Here is a 21,454-nt window from a genome sequence, read left to right on the forward strand (position 1 = left end):
CAGAGCCGGGCGCGGCGCCAGGCGCCCGGCGGCTGGCCCGTCACCTGGCGGAAGACGCGCGTCAGATGCGCCTGATCGCTGAAGCCCAGCCGGTCGGCGATCTCGGCCACGCTGAGGTTCTCCTCGAGGAGGCTCTGTGCCAGCTCGACCCGCTGGCGCAGCTGCCATTGGAGCGGCGTGACCCCGGTCGTGTCCCGGAAGAGCCGGGTGAACCAGCTCTCCGACAGGCCCACCACCTGCGCCATCTCGGCCACCGACTGGCCGCGTCCGCCTCCTGCCCGGAAGGCGCGCTCGAGCTTGCGGATCTGGCCCTGCGTCAGCCGGGTGCGGCTCATGGCCTCCTCTCCCGACGCAAGATCGAGAAGCCCGGTGGCAAGGCTCGCGGCCAGCGTCTCCGCATGGATCCGATGGTGCGCGGGCGCGACGGTCTCCTCCACCAGAAGCTCCGCCAGTGTCAGAAGGGAACGCGTCGCCTCGCTCTCGACCGGACGGGCCAGCACGTCGAGCGCCGCGGACCGCCCGAGGGCCGGGGTCAGCATCTTCAGCAGCCGGTCGCGGTGCAGATGCAGGTCGAGATGGGCAAAGCTGTGGTCGCTGGTGAAATGGGTCCACATCGGCAGTCCGGCCGGCACATAGAGCACGCGCGGCAGCGCCCGTCCCTGATAGGCCCGGCCGCTCGATTCGTTCGACAGCCGGATCGAGGAGACCTCGTCGAGAAAGATCATGATCCGGGGATGCTGCGAGAGATAATAGCCCCGCCCGCCCCGCAAGCCGCGCGCCTGCCAGAAGACGCTGGTCGCGCCCTCCATCCGGCGCCACCGCACCGGCGCGGTGCGATCGATCCCGTCCGTCTGTCCGATGAAGTCGCTGTGAAAGCTCATCCAGCTCCGGGCTCCCGGTCATAGTGACATGAGGATGCTGGCTGGCAGGACGGGAGCGTCCGGATGGCTGCGCGGGCGCAAGGGCCCTCGCGGGCCGGGCAGACGCCGTCCCGCAGGAGACACCTGCCGCAAGAGGAGAGGGGACGTCAAGCCGCCCGAAAGCCGGCCGCGCGCGGCGCGCAAGGCACCGCCCAAGGGAGGGCCGTCCGTTTCGGGGCCGCCCGCAAGGGGGAGCGGAAACGGGGTCCCCGCGGCCATACGGAGACCCCCAGGGCTGCCGCCCCGGCCGCAAATCACCGAGGCCGCAGATCCTCCCTGTTGGAAAGCCAAACCACATTCCGGTCTCGATAAAAAGACCATCCTGCGATCGAAGCTGCGAGATTCCGACGCTGGCCGCGATCCCCTTTCCCCTAAGGCCCCCGCGCCCGCGATCCCGGTTGAAAAAGACCTTCACCTCGCAGGTCCGGGCAAAGTCGGCAGCGCCCGCAAGCAGGCGCGGCTCCCCGATCAGCCCGTGCCCGCGCGAATCGGAGGCGGCATCCAGCAGCCTTCCGGAGGCCGGATCTGCCTGCCCCTCACCCGGAGCGACGGCCCTGCTTGGAAGGCAGCCGTCCCCTCTTTGCGCGCGGCAAGCCTGCGGACCTTCCGATGCGCCATGAGAAACTCCTGCGACGGACCGAGGTGCGGGAAGGCTTGTGCCCTGCGGCGGAGGCGTCTCTGGTTAAGGCGACGGCAGATGCCCTTGCCCTGCCCCGCCCCCCGGCGCAGGCCCCGATCCGGCGCCTGAAAACCCGTCAGATACCGTCGGCCCCTGTCCGGCCCACCCGGAGGAGACCCCATGACCGACACGGCCGAGCCGCCCGTCAGCCGTTTTCCCGTTCCGCGCCTTTCGGATCTGCCCGAGGACATCCGCAGCCGCATCGAGGCCGTGCAGGAGAAGTCGGACTTCGTTCCCAACGTCTTCCTCACGCTCGCCCACCGCCCCGACGAGTTCCGCGCCTTCTTCGCCTACCACGACGCGCTGATGGACCGGCCCGGCGCCCTGAGCAAGGCCGAGCGCGAGATGATCGTCGTGGCCCCCTCGACCGCGAACCAGTGCCAGTATTGCGTGATCGCCCACGGGGCGATCCTGCGCATCCGAGCCAAGAATCCGCTCCTGGCCGATCAGGTGGCGATCAACGACCGCAAGGCCGACATCACCCCGCGCCAGAAGGCCATGCTCGACTTCGCCATGAAGGTCTCGGCCCGCGCGCACGAGGTGGCAGAGGCGGATTTCGAGGTCCTGAAGCAGCAGGGGTTCGAGGAGGAGGACATCTGGGACATCGCCGCCATCTCGGCCTTCTTCGGCATGTCGAACCGGCTGGCCAATGTCGCCAGCATGCGCCCGAACGCCGAATTCTACACGATGGGGCGCTGAGCGTGGCCTTGGGCCACCAGCAGAGGCTGCCCGAGGCGCGCTGAGCATCGGGAGGGGCGGCGGCGGATGCCGTCGCCGGTCTTTCCGACAGAGGTCCGTTTACCGTTCGTTCAAGTTCCGCGCGCAAGATTGCCGCCGGACCCTGACGCTTCCGGCCGCCGGAGGTGCAGAGGCCCGCGCCTGCCCCGCACGCCCGCCGCTCAGTTCACTCGTTTGGTTCGGACCATGATGCTTTCCCTCAAGGCCAAGACGGCCCTCATTTTCGGCCTCGTAATGGCGGGGGTTGCGATCACTGTGGCGCTCGCCATCGGCGGTCTCAACCAGGTGACAGGAAATCTCACGCGATTGACCCGGCAGGAGCTTCTGGCGCTCGAGGCGGCGCATGAGTTCGCCCTGTCGCAAAGCCGGGCCGAGGCGCTGGTGGCCAGATATGCGCTGGCGCTCTCCGGGGGCGGCAAGCTCTACGGCCTCGACCGGCGATTGCAGCGGCTGGAAGAGGATCTGGCGGCTGCGCTCCACGGCCAGCGGCAGGCCGTGGCAGACCTGCAGACGCACGCGACGTCGCAGGCCGACGCCGCCAATATCTCGGTCTTGGAGAGCTACCGCTCGCTGGTGGAAGCCGCCTCGAAGACAAGCCTCCGGCGGGCTGCGGCCGGCGATCCGGCGGGGGCTCAGACGGCGCTGGCCGACCCGTCTCTGCTCATGGCCCGCGCCGCGGGGGAGCAGGCGCTTGCCGACATCACCCGCAGGCAGTGGGACACCGTGGGTCAAACCGCCGCCCGGACGGCGGACCTTGCCGTCAGTCGACGCTGGATCATGCTGATCGTCATCGTCGGCGTCTGTGCCACCGCCGGCACACTCGCGGTCTGGGTCGTGATCTCGATCGGGCGCGGTTTGTCCAGCGCGCTGGCGCTGTCGAGCCGCCTGGCCGAGGGCGATCTCAGCGCCACCGCGCCCATCACCGGGCGGGATGAGGTGGCCCACCTCCTGCAGTCGAACAATGATGTGGTCCTCCAGCTGCGCACGGTCGTCGAGGCCGTGACCGCCTCGTCAGGCGCCCTGACGGGCCTGAGCGCCCGGGTTGCGGCCACGTCCGAGCAGATATCGGTGAATGCCATGGAGCAGATCTCGGCCACGGGTGACGCCGCTTCCGCGGTGACAGGCATCAAGAGCAGCCTCGAACAGTCGGTCGAGCGCGCCGCCGCCTGCGAGACCGTGGCGGCGCGCGCCGCGCAGGATGCGCGCGCCTCGGAAAAGGTCGTGGGAGAGGCGCTCCGCTCCATGAAGAAGATCGCGGAACATATTCTTGTCATGCAGGAAATCGCGCGGCAGACCGATCTCCTCGCCCTGAATGCGGCGGTCGAGGCCGCCCGCGCGGGCGAGCGGGGCCGGGGCTTTGCGGTGGTGGCCAGCGAGGTGCGCAAGCTGGCTGAACGCAGCCAGGACGCGGCCAAGGAAGTCTCGACCCTCTCCCACTCGACGTCGCAGGCGGCCGTGGCGGCGGGCGATATCATCGGGCGTCTCATCCCGGATATCGAACTCACCTCCACGCTCACGACCGAGATCGCATCCGTGGCACGCGCCCTGAGCGGCGAGATCGGGACGGTGACCAGTTCGATCGACACGCTCGACGCGCTCAGCAAGCAGAATTCCTCCGTATCGGACGAACTCTGGAGCGGATCCGCAGACCTCTCCAGCCAGGCCGAGATCCTCGCAACCGCGATCCGCTACTTCAACGCCTCGGACAAGAGTGGCGCTTCGGACGAGCCCGACGAGGAGCCGCAGGCCGCGGCAGCATGAAGACCCTCAGGCACCCTGGCGTCCGAAGGCATATCCGCAGCGGCGAACACGGAAGCGATGGCAAGGGAATGGATCTAGCGTCAGCACACACCACTGCCGAGACCCGGGGCGCGACCGCCGCCTCCGCCTGTCGATCCGGTTCGTTGGAGTTCGGCCAGCAGTCCTTCCCGCGCGAAGGCGCGGCGCCGCTCCGCGCCTCGTGCCGATTGGTCAGCAGGCGCAGCGCCGCCATACCCGGACAGCCCGATCTCTTCATCGACCTCTGGGGGCGCAAGAGGGGCGGCTTCGTGATCGCCCACAGCTTGCTCGGCGGGTCCGGGACGGGAAAGACTGCCACGGGCGCAAGAGACCTCGAGGAAGCCATGTCCGCGATCGAGGCCTATTGCCGGACGCTCTCGACCGGTCCTGCCGGCCATCCACTCAGTCCGGAGGCCTGCGCGGCCGATCTGGCGGAGGCCATCATCGAGTTTGCCCGCTTCCGCGACAGGCGGCGGATCTTCCTCGTTCTGGCCGGGGAGGCTCTCGACGATTGGCAGGCCTATCCTGCCTGCAGGCCGCACGCTCCATCTTGAAGAGGACTTTCATGGAAGAGCCGAACCACTTCAGGCACCGCAGCAGCAACGTCCGGGCAAAGGCCCGCGCGCAGCTGGCGGAGATCAGGCGCAGCAGGCTTGCGCGGCGGGCGGAGGCCGCCTCCACAGGCGCTGCAGGCGAAGCGGCCGCTGCGTCAGCACCCCGGAGCGACTCCCTGCCGGGTCTGCCTCCCGGTGACGCGGGGGCGCCTGAGGCACGGGATGCTCCGGCAGGTGCGGGGGAAGCCCCTCTTCCGGCAGCGCTCGAAGATCAACATGACCCCGTGGCCTCATCCCCGAAGTCTTCGACCACCAGCACCACATCGGCGCTCAAGGCCGCGTGCACCGCTGGAACCGGCCCGGCTGCGGCGGACAGCGATCTCTTCGCGCTTCCGGGCGCGGGCGTCGGTCTCGTCTGGATGCTGAACACGGCCGGTGTCCGGACCCTCCGGGATCTTGCGGACGCCGATGGGCCTCAGCTCACGCGCGATCTCGGCCTCATCGGTCAGATCATGGATGTCGGGGACTGGATCGCCTTCGCGCGCAGGGCCTGCGGGCAGCCGACGCGCCAGCCCGATGTCATTCCCTGAGGGCGCCAAGGGGCAGGCATGACATCGTCATGTGCGCAAAGCGCCAGTCAGACGCCGGGGTCAATTGTGCCGTCAGAGGAAGACCACGTCCGAGGAACAAGGTCCTGCGCATCTACGGATCCCCGGCCTGCCCCCGCCTGCCGCGCCACGCGACGGGGGCACAGCTTGCGCGCGAGAGGTCGGTCAGGCAAGCTCGATCCATGCCGGAGCGTGATCGCTCGCCTTCTCCCAGCCGCGGACATGCCGATCGACCCCGGCCCCCTTCAGCCGGGGCAGAAGGGACGGGCTCAACAGCAGATGGTCGAGCCGCAGACCGGCATCGCGCTCCCAGGCGTTCCGGAGATAATCCCAGAAGGTGTAGATCCGATCCTCGGGATGCAGATGCCGGATGGCGTCGGTCCATCCCTGCGCGAGGAGCCTGACGAAGGCCGCCCGCACTTCGGGCCGGAAGAGCGCATCCTCGCGCCAGCGCTCGGGACGGTAGACGTCGAGATCGGTCGGCATCACGTTGAAGTCTCCGGCGAGAACGACCGGCACGTCGTGGCGAAGGAGCTCCTCGGCATGGTCGAGAAGATGATCGAACCAGCCGAGCTTGGCGGCAAATTTCGGGCCCGGGGCCGGATTGCCGTTCGGCAGATAGAGGCAGCCCACAAGAACGCCCTGCACCGCCGCCTCGATATAACGGCTCTGGCCGTCCTTGACGCCCGGCAGATCCTGCCGCGTCTGCACCGGCTCGGCACCGCGCGCGAGGATCGCCACGCCGTTCCAGCTCTTCTGCCCGTGCCAGACCGCTCCGTAACCCGCGGCTTCCAGCGCGGCGGCCGGAAAGCGCGCGGGGGCAGCCTTCAATTCCTGCAGGCAGACAACATCGGGGCGCGCCTCCTTGAGCCAGCGCAGCAGCACCGGAAGCCGGCCGTTCACCCCGTTCACGTTGAAGGTCGCGATCCTCATGTTTCGGACGTAGCGCCCGCAGGACGGGAGTCCGCAGGAATGTGCGCCCCGGTCCGGGCAATCCGCATCGCGGCAGGATCCGCAGCGGCGGGATCTCCGGGCTGCACAGGGCCGGCAGACGCTTTGCTATCGCGTCTGCTTCGGCCCGCCGCCCGCCCGTCGCCACCCCTCTCGGGGATGCCTCCGGGCCTCCTGCGGTTGATCCTGCCGGGGCGGATGGGTCAGGATAGGCGTCGGTCGGCGAAGCGCGGGCCACGGCAGGCAGGGAGAATGGAATGCGCAGCCTCATCGTCGGGGCCTCCGGCGGGGTCGGAGCCGCGCTGCTGGCAGCCTGCGGCGAGGGAGCGGTGGGCCTGTCGCGGCGGGATCACGGCCTCGACGTGACGGACGAGGTCGCGGTGGAACGGCTGCTCGCCGCCCTCGAGCCGCCCTTCGACCGGGTGATCGTGGCCACGGGCGCGCTGGAGATCGGCGGCGTTCCGCCCGAAAAGACCCTGCGCGCGCTCGACCCGGCGAACCTCGCGCGTCACTTCGCCCTCAATGCGATCGGCCCGGCGCTGGTGCTGAAGCACGCGCTGCGCCTGCTGCCGCGCGATCGACCGGCGCGGTTCGCGGCGCTCTCGGCGCGGGTGGGCTCCATCGGCGACAACCGGCTGGGCGGCTGGGTCGCCTATCGCGCGGCCAAGGCGGCGCTCAACCAGCTCGTCCATACAGCCGCGATCGAGATCGCGCGCAGCCATCCGCAGGCGGTGGTGGTGGCGCTGCATCCGGGGACGGTCGAGACCGGCCTGACGGCGCGCTACAGCGCGACCCATCCTGTCGTGACGCCGGAACGGGCGGCGCTCAATCTGCTCTCGACGCTCGACAGGCTCGGGCCCGAGCAGTCGGGAGGCTTCTTCGACGCCACCGGGGCGCGGGTGCCATGGTAGGCGTGGATGCGGTGTGCCGGTTCCAGACGGGGCGCGGCTGTCGTGGGGCTATGCCCGATGAAGGCGCGGGATCGTGGCCCTGAGCGGGTGAGCCGCTCGCCCGTGCCGGCCTTCCGGCGCTGCTCCAGAGGCTTGCCCGTGGGCGGACCCTCGCGGGGTGACCCATTGTCTCCGGGCGGTCCGGCCCCGCTGCCCGCGACGGATCCGGGGTCCCGCCGGCTGCGCATCCTGTCCGGCAGATCCTGAGCCTGCCCACGCGCGCGGGCAGCCGGGGCGGTCTTCTCGTCCGCGAGGCTTGTCCGACCCGGCCTTAGCCGCCGAAGCCGCGGGAGGCGCCGGTGTTGCCGAAGCCGCCGCGCGAGGCGGGGCTCGCGACAGACATCGGCGGCTTGCCGATGGTGGAGGGCGGCCGGGCAAAGGTGCTGGTGCCGAGGCGCGCCGAGCCCGTGTTGCTGGAATAGGTGCTCGTGCGGGCGGCATTGGTGAACTTGCCGTCCGCCGTGCGGTAGAGCGGTTGCGCGGCCGCCATGCCCCGGCCGCCGAGCATGCTGCCGATCAGATAGCCGGTGAGCAGCGGCATGAAGATGCCGCCCATCCCGCTGCCGCCCGTCACCTCGCTCTCGCTGCCGCAGCCGCCCGCGCCATGTTCCGCCTCGCAGGCGGCGACGCTGTCGTAGCGGGGGGCGGATTCGACATGGAGCTGCTGCGCCTCGGCGAAGGACTTGTCGCATTCCTCGACGCTGAAGAGCCCGCCGTTGCTCGCGGCGGCGCGGCAGCTCTCGACATCGGGGAAGGCCTGAGCCTCGACCTCCTCCTCGCGGCAGCCTGCCAGCGCGAAGGAGGCGGCGCCGAGGATGGCAAGGGCAACGGTGCGCGAGCGGCGTCTCATGCTTTCTCCTCCCGGACGAAATGCGGCTTGAACCGCGACAGATCCTGCGTGATGCGCGAGCGGTCCTCGCGCAGCCCCATGCCCACGCAGGTCTCGCCCACGATCCAGGCGCCGACGACGGGGCGGAAGCCGCCGAAGACCGGCAGGGGATGATAGGCCTGAACGATGCGCGGATGCCCGGCATAATCGTCGCGGGGCGAGGCTTCGGTGACCTGGCCCCCCTCGAGGATCGAGATCGAGGCGCCCTCGCGCGAGAAGAGCGGCTTGACGACATGGCCGCGCCGCAGCGCCTCTGCCGCGCGCTCGACCGCCGGGCCGCCCGCCGCGACATCGGCCTCGAAGAAGGCCGGCAGCAGGTTCGGATGGCCCTCGAACATCTGCCAGAGCACCGGCAGCAGGCCCTTGTTGGACAGGACCGCCTTCCAGGCGGGCTCGAGCATCAGGCAATTCGAGCCGCGGATGTGGCGGGCATAGTCGTCGCGCAGCAGGGCTTCCCAGGGGTAGAGCTTGAACAGCGTCCCGATCACCCGGTTCTCGGCATCGAGGAACTGACCCTCCCGGCTGAGACCGATCTTCTCGAGATCGGAATAATGCGCACCGAGACCCGCGGCGCGGGCGGCCCAGCCCATGCATTCGACCGTGGCATAATCCTCAGGGTTGCCGCCTACGGCGGTGAAATGCAGGTCGGTGTCGGGCGGAAAGAGGCTGCGGAAGCGCTCGACCAACGCCTCGTGGATGCCGTTGAACTGGTCCGATCCCGCGGGCAGCACGCCCGCTTCGATCTGGTCCTGCAGCCAGCTCCACTGGAACGAGGCGCTTTCATAAAGCGAGGTCGGCGTGTCGGCATTATATTCGAGAAGTTTGGACGGCCCCAGCCCGTCGTGGGCCAGATCGAACCGGCCATAGATCTCGGGATCGCCGCGCTGCCAGCTTTCCGCGATCAGGTCGCGATGCTCGGCCGGAATGGCCAGCCGGTCGAGCAGCTCCTCGCTGCCGATGATGTGGCCCGCCGCCTCGCGGCACATCGCATGGAGCGCCGTCGCGGGATCCTCGATCATCTCCTCGACCTCGGCCAGGCCGAAGCCATAGGCCGATGTCTCATCCCAATAGGGCTCGCCGTGCATGTCGGCGAAGGTGAAGCCGAGTTCCTCGGCGCGGTCGCGCCAGCCGGGGCGCTCGGGCAGGTCGATCCTCTCCATGGTCCCTCACCTATGCGTTAGTGCGCCCCGGCGCCAGTGGGTGCGGTTGCATTCTCGACCGCGACGAGACGTTCCGCATCGGCCGCCCCGCGCCGAGCGCGCCGGCGGCATGGCGCGCATCGCCCCTGGCGCGACACAGGGAATCGGTTTGCACGCTTTCCAGTTGTGCTACTATCGCCGCATTCGAGCAGATGGCCGCCTTTTTCATCCGGCCAAAGACCTCTTTCGCGAACGCTACGCTGACACGAAGCCAATGGGCGGTTCAAACCGCGCATCGCATGGTCATTTTCAATTGGAGTATTGCCGATGCTGTTCAAGCTTGGCCACGGCCAGAACATTCGTATCTATCCGCGCAGCAGAAGCCTCCGGGCGGCGGATGACACCGCCACCGACAGCGTCCCCATCGACACGGTCTGCGCGGAAGCCTCGGACGAGGCAGACGCGCACGGCATGATGCCCGCCCATCCGCTTCCCAACCCCGACCCGCAACCCTCTCCCGGCCTCGAGCCGCGCGAGGTGTTCCGCTTCTACTTCCGCAACGCCCCCGAGGTGGCGGCGGATCCCGAGATCGAGGGCAAGATCCTCGCGCTGGCCGACGCCATGGCCGAGGCGAGCCTGACCGAGGCCGATCCGGCAGGAGAATCCAGCATTCCGGCGGTCTTCACCTACTTCGGCCAGTTCATCGACCATGACATCACGGCCAATACGGACCGCGACGAGCCCGGCTTCGACATCGACCGGGCCGACATCGCGCCGCAGCCGCGCGATCTGGTGGAAAAGGAGAAGCTGAACCTGCGCAACGGTCGGCTGAACCTCGACAGCCTCTACGGGGACGGCCCCGGCCAGTCGCCCGCGGCGGCGAAGATGGAAGCGGCGATGCGCGATCCCGCCGATCCCGCGAAGATGCGCCTCGGGCAGGTGCAGCCGGTCAGCAACGGATCGCCGGGCTTCATCCGGCCGGATCTGCCCGCGGACAATCTGGCCGACATCCCCCGGATCGGCGCCGCCATCGACGACGGCAGCCTGACGCTGGAAGAGGCCCGCGCGCTGATCGGCGAGCCCGATGACGCGAAACTGCGCCTCGCCGCGCTGATCGGCGACGGGCGCAACGACGAGAATCTGATCGTGGCCCAGCTGCACCACAGCTTCCTGCGGCTGCACAATGCTCTGGTGGACAAGCTCCGGGCCCAGGGCGCGGCCACCGACGACGATGCGCTCTTCGCTCTGGCGCGGCAGCACACCACCTGGATCTACCAGTGGATGGTGATGAACCTCTTCCTGAAGACGGTCTGCGACCCCTCGGTCGTGGAGGATGTGCTCGAGAAGCGCGCGCCGCTCTACCGGGCCTTCTTCGAGGCGCACAAGGCCTCGGTGCCCGAAGGCGCCCTGCCGATGCCGCTCGAGTTCAGCGTGGCGGCCTTCCGCTACGGCCATTCGATGGTGCGGGGCGACTACGACTACAACCGCAGCTTCGGGATGGCGGTCGACGGCACGCCCCAGACCCGGGCCAGCTTCGAGCAGCTCTTCGCCTTCACGGGCGGGGGCAACATGTCGGGCTTCGGCCTGACCTCGCTGCCCGACAACTGGATCATCGAATGGGATCGGTTCATCCGTGCCGATGGCCCTGCCGGACGGACGGCCCGCAAGATCGACAGCCGGCTCGCGCTGCCGTTGAAGGAGATGCGCAACCCGGCCCCGGGCGCAAGCGGGATCATGCGCCATCTGGCCGCGCGAAACCTGCGCCGGGGCTATGTGTTCAACCTCCCCGACGCGCAGGCCATCCTCTCCGAACTGGCCTATCAGGGCACGAGGATCGAGCCGCTCACGGCGGATGAGATCGCCTCGGGCGCGACCGGGACCGCGATCCGCGACGGCGGCTTCGACAGATCGACGCCGCTGTGGTTCTACGTCCTGAAGGAGGCGGAGGTGAGGGCCGACGGCAACCATCTCGGCCCGCTCGGCAGCCGTCTGGTGGCCGAGACGCTGATCGGCCTCCTCGTGACCGATCCGTCGAGCTACCTCCAGCAGGGGGCCTTCGGCAGCTGGACGCCGGCGGAAGCCGCGCAGCCGAAGGGCGAGCCGATCACGAGCTTCGCCGCCATGCTCGTGGCCTGCGACCTGCTCGCGCCCGTGCCCGCGGCGCCGGCCGCACCCCAGCCGGCCGCCACGGTCTGAGGACCGGCCGTGGCGCCGCGAGGCGCCACGGCCCCTGCCGCCGCACCATCATGGCCCCCGTCCCTGCGTCCCCCGGCGCCCCTCCGATCCGGCGCGACCCCTCCGACCTGCGCGATCAGGTCTATCTGCCGTCGCTGAGGCCGCTCGCGCCCCGGACGGACCTGCCGCCCTGCCTCGCCGGCGGCACCCTCCTGCCCCGCGATCAGCAGGAGGCCGACAGCTGCGCGGGTCAGGCCCTCGCGGCGCTGATCGATCTGCAGCACCGGAGTGCGGGAGCGGCCACGGGGCGCGTGTCCGCGCGGATGCTCTACCGGATGGCGCTGGTGCAGGACGGAAGCTCGGGCGGCGGGGTGGCGTCGCTCCGCTCCGTGCTGAAGGGTTTCTATCATTACGGCGTCTGCCCCGAGAGCCTCTGGCCCGACGGCAGCAGCTCGGACGCGCTGACCGCCGAACGGGCGAAGGCCGCGCGCGGCGTGACGCTCGGCGCCTACTATCGTGTGCTGCCCAGACTGAACGACTGGCATGCCGCGCTGACCGATGTCGGTGCGCTGCTGGTCTCGGCCGAGATCCACGACGGCTGGGACTGTCCCTTCGATCCGCGTCGGCCCCGCGACCGGCAGGGCATCATCGCCCCCGTGCGCAGCGGCGGCACCGGCCACGCCTTCCTGGTGGTGGGCTATAGCGAGGCGGGCTTTCTGGTCCTGAATTCCTGGGGCGCGGCCTGGGGCGGCTACGACGGGCGGCCCGGGATCGCGCTCTGGCCCTACGAGGACTGGGCCGAGACGGTCATGGACGCCTGGGTGCTGAGGCTGGGGGTGCCCGCGCCGGCCGCCTTCGCGCAGGCGCGCGGGCTCCATGGCCTCGGCTTCGACACGGCCCCCATCGGTGCTTCGCAGGCCGCCTGTCACCGGCTGCTGGGCCATTTCGCCCATCTCGACGACGGCCGGCATTTCGACAGCGGCAGCTACGCCTCGTCGCGCGCCTCGGTGGAAGAGACGGCCCGCTGCCTCGAGGCGCGGCCGCGCCCGGTGCTCCTGTCGGTGGCGGGCTCGCTCTTCGGCCTTCAGGCCGGCATCGGCCACGAGATCCGGCGCCGTCCGGCCGCCGAGGCCGCAGGTCTCTATCCCTACACGGTCTTCTGGTGCAACGACGCCTTCGACAGCACGAGCCTCGTGCTCGATCCCCTCTTCGAGAAGGCGGTCCGGAAGGTCGGGCCCTTCGACCCGAACCTCGATGACACGATCGAGCGCGACACGGCCCCGATCGGCCGCGCCTTCTGGCGGGACGTCAAGGCCGCGGCCGGGCGCGCGGCCAGCCACCGCCGGGACGGTGGCGAGGGCGATGCCGCCCATCTCTTCGACCGGCTGGCCGCCACGGGCGTGCCGCTGCATCTCCTGACCGACGGAGCCGGGGCGCACCTTCTGGGCGAGTATCTGCGCTCTCTCGGACAGGGCCCTCTTCCGCCGGACGAGGCCGCCCGCAGGCAGAGGCTGCGCGAGAGGTTCTTCGCCGCCACGGCCTCGCTCACCCTCGTCACGCCGCCCCTCACGCTTGCGGCCTTCGACGAGGCGTTCGGGCCGCTGATCGACCATCTGCCCAAGGGCCGCGCGACGCTCTGGGTGCCGTCGCGGGGGCTCGACGCGAAGCTGCATGTCGGCGCCTATGCGCGCTCGATCCTGCATCTGATCTGCCACGGGTTCGAGCGCGGCGAGGAGGATGGCTCGGACGCGCCCATGCGGAGCTTCGTCGGCATGCCGCAGCATGTGACGGGGCTGCCCGGCCGGCTGACGCCCCGGCTTGCCAAGCTGGCCATCTGCCGGATCGCGCAGCCCGACGCGTCCCGGCCCCGCTTCACGCAGGCCGACGTCAGCCTCAGCGCCGACTGCCACCGCCGGACGCTCGACAGGATCCGGGCCATCGAGGCCCAGCGACAGGGAGGAACGGATGACGGAGAAGATCACGCTCGAGCAGCTGCAGGAGATGGCGGCCGATCCCGGAACGCGTCCTGAGGATCTCGCCCCCTATTTCCGCAGGAGGGACGCGGCGTCGCCCTTCGATCCGCAGATCGAGATCGACGAGGCGCGGGTCATGGTGCCCGACACGGCCGAGGCGGCCAGCCGGTCGGCGCTCGTCCTCAACAGCGCCAACTGGATCGAGCGGATGAAGCGGCAGACACGCTTTCACCGCCGCCTGTCGGAAGGCAATTACACCGGCCCGATCATCGTCGAGGAGGGCGACAGCTGGTTCCAGTATCCGCTCCTGCTGCGCGACGTGATCGACGTGCTGATGGACCGCTATGCCATCTTCTCGCTCAGCGCGGGCGGCGACACGCTGGAAAACATGGCGGCGGGGGCGCAATACCGGAAGGCGCTCGAGGAGACGCAGGCCAGCATCCTGCTCCTGTCGGGCGGCGGCAACGACCTCGTGGCCGACGGGCGGCTGGCCGACCATCTGCGCCCCTTCGATCCGAACCTCCGCCCCGCCGACTATCTGCTCGGCAGCTTCGACCAGCTGATCGCCCGGTCGATGGCGCGCTATGACCGCATCTTCGCCGATGTGGCGCGCCGCTTTCCGAAGGTCGATGTGATCTGCCACGGCTACGACTACACCCTGCCCCGCGCCGACGGAAAGTGGCTGGGCAAGCCCATGCAGGCGCGCGGCATCGCGGATCCGGCCCTGCAGGCCTCCATCGCCGTGGTCATGGTCGACCGGCTGAACGCCGAGCTTGCCCGTCTCGCCCGCCGGCATCCGCGGGTGCATCACCTCGACCTGCGCGGCCGCGTGGGGCCCGGGCAGTGGAACGACGAGCTGCATCCCGAGAACGAGGGCTATGCCGCGGTCGCCGCCGTCTTTGCCGAGCGGATCGAGGCGCTGGTGCACCGGCCGCGCGGGGCCACGCGCGGCGCGGCGGCAGGCGGCTCCGCGCCAGAGGCAGCTCCCGCGGCCCCCGCCCTCGCCCCGCAGCGCCCGATGGCCCTCTCGCTTCATGTGGGGGTCAACAGGGTCGATCAGGCCCATTACCGCAACTTCGTGCAGGACCTCGAATTCTGCGTGAACGATGCCGAGGCGATGCGGGATCTCGCGGTCCAGCGCGGCTACGACACGCGCCTGCTGACCGACGCTCAGGCCACGCGCGAGGCGCTCCGCTCGGCCATGACCGATGCGGCGCAGCAGCTGGAGCCGGGCGGGATCTTCCTGATGAGCTATGCCGGGCACGGGGCCCAGATCGGCGACTTCAACGGCGACGAGGGCGATGGCCCGGACCGGGACCGGCTGGACGAGACGCTCTGCCTGCACGACGCCATGCTGGTCGATGACGAGCTCTACCAGCTGTGGGCGGCCTTCCGCGAAGGCGTGCGGGTGGTGGCGGTCTTCGATTCCTGTCATTCGGGCAGCATCCTCCGGGCGAGCGGCAATGGCCGCACCGGACTTGCCGGCCGCACGGGCCGCGTGCGCACCGTCTCGCTCGGGGCGAGCGTCCAGATCTACCGCGCGAACAGTGCCTTCTACGACGGGCTGCCCTCCTCGATCCTGCCCGCCGACGGCGCGGTCCTGACCAAGGAGCTCACCTATCCCGTCAGCGCCTCCATCCTCCAGCTCTCGGCCTGCCAGTCCAACCAGACCGCCGAGGAAGTCTTCGGCAACGGGCTCTTCACCGAGCGGCTGATGGCCACTCTGGCCGAGGGCAGCGGCAGGCTCGGCTACAGCGGCTTCACCGACCGGATTGCGGCGCGGATGCCGCCCGAGCAGACGCCGAAGTTCTGGCGCGTGGGACGCCCCGATCCGGTCTTCGAGGCGCAGACCGTCTTCTCCGTCTGAAGCCGCCCCGGCCGCCTCTGCGCCCCCGGGGCGCAGATCGCCATTCGCCCCGCGCGCGGCGCGTGCTAGCTCCGGGGCAACGGAAGGGGCGGTGATGCGGATTCTGATCGTCGAGGATGATCCGGTGCTGGCGGACGGGCTGCAGGTGGGCCTCCGGCTGGCGGGCTTCGGGCCCGAAGCGGTGGGCACGCTGGAGGATGCGCGCGCGGCCCTGGATGCGGGCCGGTTCGAGGCGATGGTGCTCGACCTGATGCTGCCCGACGGCTCGGGGCTCGACCTCCTGGCCGAGCTTCGGGCCGCCCGCGAGGCGGTGCCGGTGCTGGTGCTGACGGCGCGCGACCGGCTCGACGACCGGGTGCGGGGGCTGGATCTCGGCGCGGACGACTACCTCGGCAAGCCCTTCGAGCTCGAGGAGCTGGCGGCCCGCCTGCGCGCCCTGGGCCGCCGCCCGGCGGCGCTGGCCACCCCCCGCCCGGAATGGAACGGCGTGGCCCTCGACCTCGCGGCGATGGAGGCCTCGCGCGACGGGCGGCCCGTGGCGCTCTCGCCGCGGGAGTTCGCCGTCCTGCGGGCCCTCATGGCCCACCCCCGCGCGATCCTGAGCAAGGCCCAGATCGAGGAGCAGCTCTACGGCTGGCAGGAGGAAATCGAGAGCAACGCGATCGAGGTCCATGTCCACAAGCTGCGCGCCAAGCTCGGGCACGGCTTCATCGAGACGGTGCGCGGCGTGGGCTACCGGCTGGCGGAGGCCTGGTGAGCTCGATCCAGCGCCGCCTGTTTCTCGTCCTTCTCGCCGCCACCGGGGCGATCTGGCTGTCGGCCGCGCTCTGGGTCCATTCCTCGACCCGGACCGAGCTGAACCGGATGCTGGACAACCGGCTGGCCGAAGCCGCGCGCATGGTGGGCAGCCTCGTCGACGGCGACGGGCTGCCCCTCGACACGGCGATGCAGATGGCGGCCCCCGCCCTGCCCGGCGACGCGGCCCACGGCTACGCCCACCAGCTCTCCTGTCAGGTCTGGGGGCTGGACGGCACGCGGATCGCCGCCTCGTCGCAGGCCCCGGCCGAGGCGCTCTCGACCGTCCCGCAGGGCTTCAGCGAGCACGCGGCCGAGGGCATCGTCTGGCGCGTCTACACCCATGTGGACGAAGCCCGCGGCATCCGCGTGATGGTGGGCGACAGCCTGCGCATGCGCGAGCGGCTGCTGCATGACATGGTGCTGGGCCTCATGTGGCCTGCGCTCGTGGTGCTGCCGCTTCTCGCCTGCGCGATCTGGCTCAGCCTGCGCAGCGGCCTCGCGCCGCTCCGGCGCATCACCCGCGAACTCGCGCATCGCGGGGCCGACGACCTCTCGCCCCTCCATGCGCTTGCGCCGGGCGAGGTGGCGCCGGTGGTGGAGGCGCTGAACGGGCTCTTTCGCCGGGTGCAGGCGGCGCGCCAGCACGAGCAGGATTTCACGGCCTATGCCGCGCACGAATTGAAGACCCCGCTCGCGGGTCTGAAGATGCAGGCCGAGGTGGCGAGGCGGGCGCCCGATGCCGCGACGCGCGACCATGCGCTGGCCCAGATCCGGCGCGCGGTCGACCGGTCCGACCGGCTGGTCCACCAGCTCCTCGACATGGCGGCGGTGGATCAGGGCGCGGCCGAGAGCCCGCCCCGTCCGCTCGGTCGGATCGGCGCCGAGGTGCTGGAGCTGACCCTGCCCGCCGCCCGGGCGCGCGATGTGCGGCTGACGCTCGACTGCGCGCCGGCGCTCGCCGATCGGCCCCAGCGCGATCCTGCCCTTCTGGTGATGGCCCTGCGCAACCTCGTCGAGAATGCGGTCCACGCCAGCGCCGGAGGCGGGCGGGTGGAGCTGGCCTTTCGGACCGAGGGTTCTGGCTGGCGGGCCGAGATCCGCGACGAGGGCCCCGGCATTCCCCGGGAGATCCGGGGGCGGATCACCGAACGTTTCTACCGCGGCCCCACCGGCGGCGAGGGCAGCGGCCTCGGACTGGCCATCGTCGAGGCGGCGGCCCGGCGGCTCGGGGCGCAGTTCGCGCTCCGCCCGCAGAGTCCGCGCGGCGAGGTGGCGACCCTGCTCTTTCCCGCCTCCGACCTCGCCTGAGCCGAGGGTGCGCCCGGCTGCCGCACCGCTTCGGCCGTGCCCCGGTCGGCCGGACAGGCCCTCCATCCGAAAGATCCTGTAAATCCGTCCGATGGATGATGCCCGTCCCCGACGGCAGGGTCTATGGCTTGCCGGAGTGGGTTCCGGCGCAGCGACCCTGCGCGAAAGTCTGGGTGAATGAAGGTGACGATCAGAAGCAAACTGGCCGCGGCATTCGCCGTGGTCTTCGTCATGGCAGGGTTGGCGGTGGCGCTCGCCCTCGTCCAACTGGGGCGGGTCGACGAGCGCATGACGCAGGTCATCGACGAGCATGTGCAGGAGGTGGTGCTCGCCCAGCGGCTCAGTATCGGGCAGTATCGCGTGATGGCCAGCATTCGCGCGCATCTGCTCGACCGGGACGCGGCCTCGATCATCCAGATCGAGACGGGCGTGCAGGAGGGCCGGATGATCCAGCGCCGCGCGCTGCGCGCCCTGCGCGACAGGCCGCAGGATGCGGTGACGGCCGATCTTCTGGTCCGCTACAACGATCTCAGGAAGCAGATCCAGCGGGTGAACAACCGCGCCATGATCCTGTCGCTCGGGGGCAACCCGCAGGGCGCGGCCACCCTCCTGCGCGAGGCGGAGGCGGCCGACCTCGAACGCAGGCTCGAGGGCCTGTCCGAGGATCTGGTGGCCCACAAGCTCGGGGTTCTCGAACGCGAGAAGGCCGAGGCGAATGCCGAAGGGCGCTCTGTGCTGGCGCTCGTGATGCTGATCGCGGCCCTCTCTGCGGTCGTGGGTTCGGCGGCGGCGATCTGGATCACGCTCTCGATCGGCCGCGGGCTCGGCCGGGCGCTTGCGCTGACGCAGCGGGTCGCCGCCGGCGATCTGACGGAGGGCGAGGCGGTGAAGGGGCGCGACGAGATCGCCGATCTGCTCGGCGCCAGCAACAGGATGCTCGAGAAGCTGCGTGAGGTGATGGACGAGGTTGCGGGCACCGCCCGCGACGTGGCGGCGGCGAGCGGCCGGATGGCCACGGCCGCGGGGCAGCTCAAGTCCGGCACGGAGGAGCAGGCCGCGGCCACGGTCGAGGCCTCGGCCGCGGTCGAGGAGATGGTGGGCAACATCACCCAGTCCGAAAGCAACGCCGGCGCAACCGCGCGGATTGCGGGCACCTCGGCAGACGATGCACGGCGCTGCGGCGTGGCCGTGGCCGAGGCCGTGCGGTCGATGCAGGAGATCGCCGAGCGGATCGGCGTGGTCCGCGAGATCGCCCGCCAGACCGACCTTCTGGCGCTGAACGCGGCCGTCGAGGCCGCGCGGGCGGGTGAGCAGGGACGCGGCTTTGCCGTCGTCGCGGCCGAGGTGCGGCGGCTCGCCGAACGCAGCGCCGAGGCCGCGGCCGAGATCTCGACCCTCTCCGCCGGGACGGCGCGGGCCGCGGCCGGGGCCGGCGAGATGATCGACCGGCTGGGGCCGGAGATCGAACGCACGTCGGACCTCGTCACCGACATCTCGGTCGCCTCGCGCGAGCTGTCCGAGGGCGCGCGGCAGGTGTCGCTCGCCATCGACGCGCTCGACCGGGTGACGCAGCAGACCGATGCGGCCTCGAAGCTGCTCGACGAGGATGCCGAGGATCTCGCGGCGCGGGCCCGGCGGCTTCTGACCAGCGCGACCTACTTCCGCACCGGAACCGGCACCGAGGACGCCGAGCCCGAGGAGGCCGCAACCCCCGAGGAATGGCGCGCCGTGGCCTGACCCGCGCCGTTGTCGCGGGGGGCGGGCGCGGCTAGGCTTGCGGCGAGCCCCAGGAGAGCGCCGCATGATCCGCACCACCATCACCCTCGACGAGGAACTCGCCGCCGAGATCGACGCCCATGTGGCGCGCTCGGCGGTGCCGAACCGCTCGGAGGCGATCCGCGATCTGGTTCGCCGCGGGCTGGCGGCGGGGCCCGCGAGGCCCGCCGACACGCTCTGCATCGGCGTGATCTCCTGCGCGATGGAGCAGACCCTGCCCGAGCTCTCGCGCCGGGTGCGGGAGGCGCGGCTGGCCCGGCACGACGAGATCCGCTTCGTCACCAGCGTGCCCCTCAATCACCGCGAGACGATCGACCTCATCGTCCTGCAGGCCAGCGTCTCACGGATCGAGGATCTCGCCGACCGGCTCTCGCTCGAGCGCGGGGTGCGCCATGCCACGGTCGGGCTGATCCCGATCGAGGAGGAGGTCCAGATCCACGCGCACGACGACGAGGAGCCGCACAGCCACAGCCATCTGCGGGTGCAGCAGAACTTCTGACCGCGGGCGGGCCGCAATCGGCGGTCGCGTCGCAAAGGTGACCGCCGTCCGGACCTACGGCAGAGACGCGCTTCCGACCAGGGGGATGCCGGGCCTTCCGGACGGCAGAGCCGCCCGAAACCGGCAGGAGAAGCCGCGCCTCCGCGCCCCTATTCGGCGGGCTGGGCGGGACGGGATGCGGCGGTGCGGGCGATGGCCTTCTCCTCGGACCGGCGCGCGAGATAGAGCGCAAGCCCAAGGCCCGCGAGAAGCGCGAGGATCACCGGCGGCGCCGCCGTGGCCGCCATCAGCCCGAGGAACAGCACGGCGGCGGCCGCCAGCGCCATCATCGTTTCCAGCAGGATCAGCATCGTCCTCTCCTTCCTGTGTCTCGCGGGCGCGGGCGCCCTGCGCCCATCGGCGGGGCGGCATGTGCCTTTCTCGGCCGCCCGCGCGGCAGGAGCAACCGTGCCCGCCTGCGGCGCAGGGTCGCCGTTGCGGAACCGGCCTCCGTCCGAACCGGTTCTGCCCCGACGAAGGAGACCCGCATGACCAAATCGCGCGAAGAGATCTGGGACGACTGGCAGTCGCTCGTGAACATGGCGCCCGCCGATCTCGACCGCTGGCTCGAGACCGAGGAAAGCCGGAGCGTCGGCGACAGCCCGGACGGCGGCGAGAGCACAGGGCACCGGTCGGGACGGCGGATCGTGGAGATCCGGCGCAAGCGGAAGGCGGATCTGGCCGAGGAAGACTGGGACCACATGGCCCGCGTGGTGGGCTACATCCGCCGCCATCTGGCGCAGGGCGGTCCGTCCTCGGACAAGGATCATTCCCGCTGGCGCTACTCGCTGATGAACTGGGGCCACGATCCGATGAAGTGACCCCGTCTCCGGGCGGAAGCGCGAGGCGGCGTAAGCCTTTTCCACTGCCGGAGAACCGGCTTCGGGCCCTCCCCGTCTCCCTGCCCCGTCTTACGGTCCTCGCGCAGGCGTGCGGCAGGCCTCGACAAAGGCCTGCATGGCCGCGATGCGCGCGCCCGAGAGGTTCCACAGCACCCCCGTCTGCCGCCCGCCCGCATCCGGCAGGGCGATCTTGCGCAGCCTCAGCCCCTCGGGCCAGGGCGGCGCCCAGTCCGGCACGATGGCCACGCCGAGGCCCCGGCTCACGAGGCCCGCAATGGCGTCGAGCGCATCGAGCTCCAGCCACTCGCGGACCTTCAGCGTGTTCTGGCGCAGGTAGCGGTCGACGATCTGCCCGCCCCACTGGTTGCGGTCGTAGCGGATGAACGGATGGTTCTGGACGATGGCGAGCGGGTCGGTGCCCGGCGCCTCCTCGGGCACCAGAAGCACCAGCGGCTCCTCGCGCAGCGTGAGCCAGCCTGTGGATTTCGGCACGGGAAACTGCGGGCGCACGATCACGGCCGCGTCGAGATCGCCCGCGATCACCCCGTGATAGAGGTTCACCGAGGAATCCGGCCGGATGTGATATTCGATCCGCGGATGGCGCGCGCGCAGCCGGGCTATGATGCCGGGCAGAAGCCCGGTGAGCGAGGTGGCGATGGCGCCGAGGCGCAGCTGGCCCGCGGGCTCGTCCTGCGCCGCGATGGCGCGGAGATCGCGCGCCCCCTCGATCAGCGCGCGGGCATGGTCGAGCACGGCGAGCCCCGAGGCCGTGGGCCGCACCCGCCGCCCCGCGCGCATCACGAGGGAATGGCCCAGATCCTGCTCGAGTGTGCGCAGCCGCTGCGACAGGGCCGCAGGCGTCAGGTTCAGCCGCCGCGCGGCCTCGGCGATGGAGCCGCAATCGGCGACCGCCACGAAGCTCTCGAGAAAGCGGATGTCCATGGCGCCCTCCGTGACCCACGGCTTTCCT

The 21,454-nt window shown here is 70.7% G+C and carries 18 protein-coding genes and 1 pseudogene; 13 read left to right on the plus strand and 6 right to left on the minus strand.

Annotation, left to right across the window (positions count from 1 at the left end; translation table 11 throughout):
• On the minus strand, positions 1-881 hold an 881-nt coding region (locus tag A9O63_RS09475; protein WP_069331706.1), incomplete at its 3' end, for an AraC family transcriptional regulator.
• An 838-nt stretch (positions 882-1,719) separates the two neighbouring features.
• Here A9O63_RS09475 and A9O63_RS09480 point away from each other — a divergent pair.
• The 4 genes from A9O63_RS09480 (at position 1,720) to A9O63_RS23320 (ending at position 5,260) form a co-directional block, all read left to right on the plus strand.
• Complete coding sequence (locus A9O63_RS09480; RefSeq protein WP_069331707.1) at positions 1,720-2,298, plus strand: peroxidase-related enzyme; 579 nt, start codon at positions 1,720-1,722, stop codon at positions 2,296-2,298.
• A gap of 225 nt (positions 2,299-2,523) precedes the next feature.
• On the plus strand, positions 2,524-4,098 hold the full coding sequence (locus A9O63_RS09485; protein WP_069331708.1) for a methyl-accepting chemotaxis protein: 1,575 nt from the start codon (positions 2,524-2,526) through the stop codon (positions 4,096-4,098).
• Entirely contained in the window at positions 4,095-4,670 is a 576-nt protein-coding gene (locus A9O63_RS23315) for a hypothetical protein (RefSeq protein WP_084295742.1), read from the plus strand. The genes A9O63_RS09485 and A9O63_RS23315 overlap by 4 nt, the downstream gene beginning before the upstream one ends.
• Before the next feature lie 11 nt (positions 4,671-4,681).
• A complete protein-coding gene (locus A9O63_RS23320) occupies positions 4,682-5,260 on the plus strand; it encodes a hypothetical protein (protein WP_084295744.1) in 579 nt (192 codons plus the stop codon).
• Between the two features lie 183 nt (positions 5,261-5,443).
• Here A9O63_RS23320 and xth read toward each other — a convergent pair whose 3' ends face one another.
• Positions 5,444-6,211, minus strand: a complete 768-nt coding sequence (gene xth, locus A9O63_RS09500) for an exodeoxyribonuclease III (protein ID WP_069331710.1) — start codon at positions 6,209-6,211, stop codon at positions 5,444-5,446.
• A gap of 242 nt (positions 6,212-6,453) precedes the next feature.
• On the opposite strand from xth, the pseudogene A9O63_RS09505 reads away from it, so the two are divergent.
• A pseudogene (locus A9O63_RS09505) lies at positions 6,454-7,140 on the plus strand (SDR family oxidoreductase); the annotation flags it as partial.
• 310 nt (positions 7,141-7,450) lie between these two features.
• Here A9O63_RS09505 and A9O63_RS09510 read toward each other — a convergent pair.
• Both A9O63_RS09510 and A9O63_RS09515 read right to left on the minus strand, forming a co-directional pair.
• A complete protein-coding gene (locus A9O63_RS09510; protein ID WP_069331712.1) occupies positions 7,451-8,029 on the minus strand; it encodes a DUF1190 domain-containing protein in 579 nt (192 codons plus the stop codon).
• Positions 8,026-9,228 carry a glutathionylspermidine synthase family protein gene (locus A9O63_RS09515; RefSeq protein ID WP_069331713.1) on the minus strand — a complete coding sequence of 401 codons (1,203 nt, stop codon included), beginning with the start codon at positions 9,226-9,228 and terminating at the stop codon, positions 8,026-8,028. Before A9O63_RS09515 ends, A9O63_RS09510 begins: the two co-directional genes overlap by 4 nt.
• A gap of 306 nt (positions 9,229-9,534) precedes the next feature.
• Between A9O63_RS09515 and A9O63_RS09520 the strand changes: the two genes are divergently transcribed.
• The 7 genes from A9O63_RS09520 to nikR all read left to right on the plus strand — a co-directional run bounded on the left by A9O63_RS09520 (position 9,535) and on the right by nikR (position 19,603).
• Positions 9,535-11,403, plus strand: coding sequence for a peroxidase family protein (locus tag A9O63_RS09520; RefSeq protein ID WP_069331714.1), 1,869 nt, complete (start codon positions 9,535-9,537; stop codon positions 11,401-11,403).
• A gap of 50 nt (positions 11,404-11,453) precedes the next feature.
• A complete protein-coding gene (locus tag A9O63_RS09525) occupies positions 11,454-13,412 on the plus strand; it encodes a C1 family peptidase (protein WP_069331715.1) in 1,959 nt (652 codons plus the stop codon).
• Complete coding sequence (locus A9O63_RS09530) at positions 13,348-15,222, plus strand: caspase family protein (RefSeq protein ID WP_069331716.1); 1,875 nt, start codon at positions 13,348-13,350, stop codon at positions 15,220-15,222. Before A9O63_RS09525 ends, A9O63_RS09530 begins: the two co-directional genes overlap by 65 nt.
• A 94-nt stretch (positions 15,223-15,316) precedes the next feature.
• Positions 15,317-15,979, plus strand: a complete 663-nt coding sequence (locus tag A9O63_RS09535; RefSeq protein WP_069331717.1) for a response regulator — start codon at positions 15,317-15,319, stop codon at positions 15,977-15,979.
• Positions 15,976-17,328 (plus strand): sensor histidine kinase, encoded by a 1,353-nt coding sequence (locus A9O63_RS09540; protein ID WP_069331718.1) that lies wholly within the window; start codon positions 15,976-15,978, stop codon positions 17,326-17,328. The genes A9O63_RS09535 and A9O63_RS09540 overlap by 4 nt, the downstream gene beginning before the upstream one ends.
• Positions 17,329-17,505: 177 nt before the next feature.
• Positions 17,506-19,065, plus strand: a complete 1,560-nt coding sequence (locus A9O63_RS09545; RefSeq protein WP_069331719.1) for a methyl-accepting chemotaxis protein — start codon at positions 17,506-17,508, stop codon at positions 19,063-19,065.
• Between the two features lie 64 nt (positions 19,066-19,129).
• Positions 19,130-19,603, plus strand: a complete 474-nt coding sequence (nikR, locus tag A9O63_RS09550) for a nickel-responsive transcriptional regulator NikR (RefSeq protein ID WP_069331720.1) — start codon at positions 19,130-19,132, stop codon at positions 19,601-19,603.
• A gap of 149 nt (positions 19,604-19,752) precedes the next feature.
• On the opposite strand, the gene A9O63_RS09555 is transcribed toward nikR, so the two are convergent.
• On the minus strand, positions 19,753-19,953 hold the full coding sequence (locus A9O63_RS09555; protein ID WP_069331721.1) for a hypothetical protein: 201 nt from the start codon (positions 19,951-19,953) through the stop codon (positions 19,753-19,755).
• A gap of 177 nt (positions 19,954-20,130) precedes the next feature.
• Here A9O63_RS09555 and A9O63_RS09560 point away from each other — a divergent pair, with 177 nt between their 5' ends.
• Positions 20,131-20,463, plus strand: coding sequence for a DUF3140 domain-containing protein (locus tag A9O63_RS09560; protein ID WP_069331722.1), 333 nt, complete (start codon positions 20,131-20,133; stop codon positions 20,461-20,463).
• Positions 20,464-20,553: 90 nt separating this feature from the next.
• Here the strand turns inward: A9O63_RS09560 and A9O63_RS09565 are convergent, their stop codons facing one another.
• Complete coding sequence (locus A9O63_RS09565; protein ID WP_069331723.1) at positions 20,554-21,426, minus strand: LysR family transcriptional regulator; 873 nt, start codon at positions 21,424-21,426, stop codon at positions 20,554-20,556.
• Positions 21,427-21,454: the final 28 nt, after the last annotated feature.

Origin of the sequence: Cereibacter johrii, assembly GCF_001720585.1 — a bacterium.
Classification (GTDB): Bacteria; Pseudomonadota; Alphaproteobacteria; order Rhodobacterales; family Rhodobacteraceae; genus Cereibacter_A; species Cereibacter_A johrii.